Consider the following 2324-nt stretch of genomic DNA (forward strand, 5'->3'; position numbering starts at 1 on the left):
CCGTTCGGTACCGGTATCAGCAGACGGCCGGCCATCGACACCCCCGGTCCCAGAGCGCCCGGCAGGGACCATTGCGGGGACAGATCGCTCGAACTCAATGCGATGGTGCCGGTTCCGGTCCACCAGCTGAACACATTCGCTGCCTTCGTCACTGCCGGCGACAACTCGGGTGCCGGTTCGTCGAGGGTGCCCGGTGGCAAGTCGAACTCGGTCAGTGGCTGCGCATTTCCGTCGAACACTGCGATTCTCGCGGGCCTACCAGAGTGTGCTGGGATCGCCAACGCACTACGGTCGCCCGAGGTGACGAGTATCGAGGCGCCATCGATCGGTCCGTCCGGTCCAGTCAACGACGCGACCACGCTCGAACCGAATTCCTCCGGCTTTCCCGCGTCGTCGGGTGCTGGGTCGAGCGTGGTGAGTCTCGCCGCGGATTCGCCGGGACAGCGCTCGAGGACTGCGAGTCTCGAACTGTTGGACGCCGAGGACAGAAGCGTGCAACCGGTTCGGGGCTGGCTGTTGGGGTTCACCGGGGCGTCCACGCGGCCGTACTCGAGGGTGCGGACCAGGTCCGAACGCCACAATTCCATTCTGGAGTCACCGAGTGACGTCACGTACGTCCCATCCTCGGTGAGTTGCACCGCGGCGTCTGCGTCGCTCGTCCGCTGCGCCTTGCGCGTTCCGCTGGCACCGTCCAGTTCGGTGACCTGTGCGCAGCCTCGGTCGTCGGAAAACACCGCGACGGCGGTGTTCCAAGCGCCGGTGACAGCACACAACGGAACATCGCGGCGGTAGCTCCACGCGGCGGCGCCGGTCGACGGGTCGATCCCGGTCACGGTGGTGTGGTCACCGGTGATCACGGAACTGCCGGTCACGACCGGAGTTGTCGTGATCGGGCTCTGCGCTCGCCAACGTTCGGTCAGAGACTCCGGGACAACTGTCGCGGTGTTCGCCTGAGCCAGCGGGGTCTGCGCAGTGTCGGACGTCGTTCCACGTGCGTCGCTCTGAACCCAGATCACAGCGAGAGCGAGCACCACGACAACGGCCAAAACTGCCGCGGCAACGAGATCCGACCGTCGGCGACGTTCGGGAGCAAGCACGGTGAAAGGTTACTCGGCCGCCGGTTGTCCGGACGCAGCCGACGCGGTTGAGCGGCGACGTCGACGACGCTTGCGCGGCGCCGATGCTTCGCCGCCGTCCTGGTCGGAGCCCGCGTCGGAGCCCGACGCCTCGGCGGATGCGGTTGCAGCCTGATCGCCCGCTGCCGTCGTGTCGCCCGCTGCCGTCGTGTCGCCCGCGGACTCGGTGTGCCCGCTTGCGGTCTGTCCTGCTCGGGTCCGTCTACGCGACCGGCTTCGACGCGGTGTGGCGGGCTTGTCGGACTCGGCCGAGGCCGAGTCGTCAGCGGGTGCGGCCGCTGAAGCGTCGGCCGTCGACTTCTCGGCCTTGTGCTCCACGTTCGTCTTCTTGACCGAACCGGCAACCCCGGTTGGGATGTCGAGTTCCTCGAACAGGTGCGGTGAGCTCGAGTACGTTTCCACAGGGTCAGGAATGTCGAGGCCGAGCGCCTTGTCTATCAGCTTCCAGCGAGGGATGTCGTCCCAATCGACGAGGGTGACCGCAATACCGGTGCGGCCTGCGCGTCCGGTGCGTCCGATGCGGTGCACATAGGTCTTCTCGTCCTCGGGGCACTGGTAATTGATGACGTGCGTGACGTCGTCGATGTCGATGCCGCGTGCGGCGACATCGGTGGCGACGAGGACGTCGATGCCACCGGTACGGAACTTCTTGAGTGCCTTTTCCCGCTGTATCTGGCCGAGGTCGCCGTGCACGGCACCGACCGCGAAGCCGCGCTCCAAGAGTTCGTCGGCGACTTTCTGCGCCGTCCTCTTGGTTCGGGTGAAGATCATCGTCGCGCCTCGACCGTTGGCCTGAAGCACCTTCGACACCATTTCCACCTTGTCGAGCGCGTGCGCTCGGTAGATGTGCTGCGCGGTGAGGTCGTGAACTGCCGAGGACTCGGCTTCTTCTGCGCGAATGTGAGTCGGCTGGGTCAGGAACGTGCGGGCGAGAGTGATGATCGGACCCGGCATCGTGGCCGAGAACAACATCGTCTGCCGCTTGTCCGGCACCATTCCGAGAATACGTTCGATGTCGGGTAGGAAGCCGAGATCGAGCATTTCGTCGGCCTCGTCGAGAACCAGGACGCCGATCTTGCCCAGGATCAGGTGTCCCTGCTTGGCCAGATCGAGCAGGCGACCAGGGGTGCCGACGACGACGTCCACGCCCTTCTGGAGTGCGCTGATCTGAGCCTCGTAGGGGCGACC

At 65.8% G+C, this 2324-nt stretch carries 2 protein-coding genes; both read right to left on the reverse strand.

Annotated features, from left to right (window positions below; genetic code table 11):
• A partial coding sequence (locus A2J03_RS02110) for an Rv3212 family protein (RefSeq protein WP_068369088.1) occupies window positions 1–1097 on the reverse strand: 1097 nt, incomplete at its 3' end.
• 9 nt (window positions 1098–1106) lie between these two features.
• Window positions 1107–2324: DEAD/DEAH box helicase (locus tag A2J03_RS02115; RefSeq protein ID WP_068369091.1), on the reverse strand; the 1218-nt coding region annotated here is incomplete at its 5' end.

The organism is Rhodococcus sp. EPR-157, assembly GCF_001647195.1.
Lineage (GTDB): Bacteria > Actinomycetota > Actinomycetes > Mycobacteriales > Mycobacteriaceae > Rhodococcoides.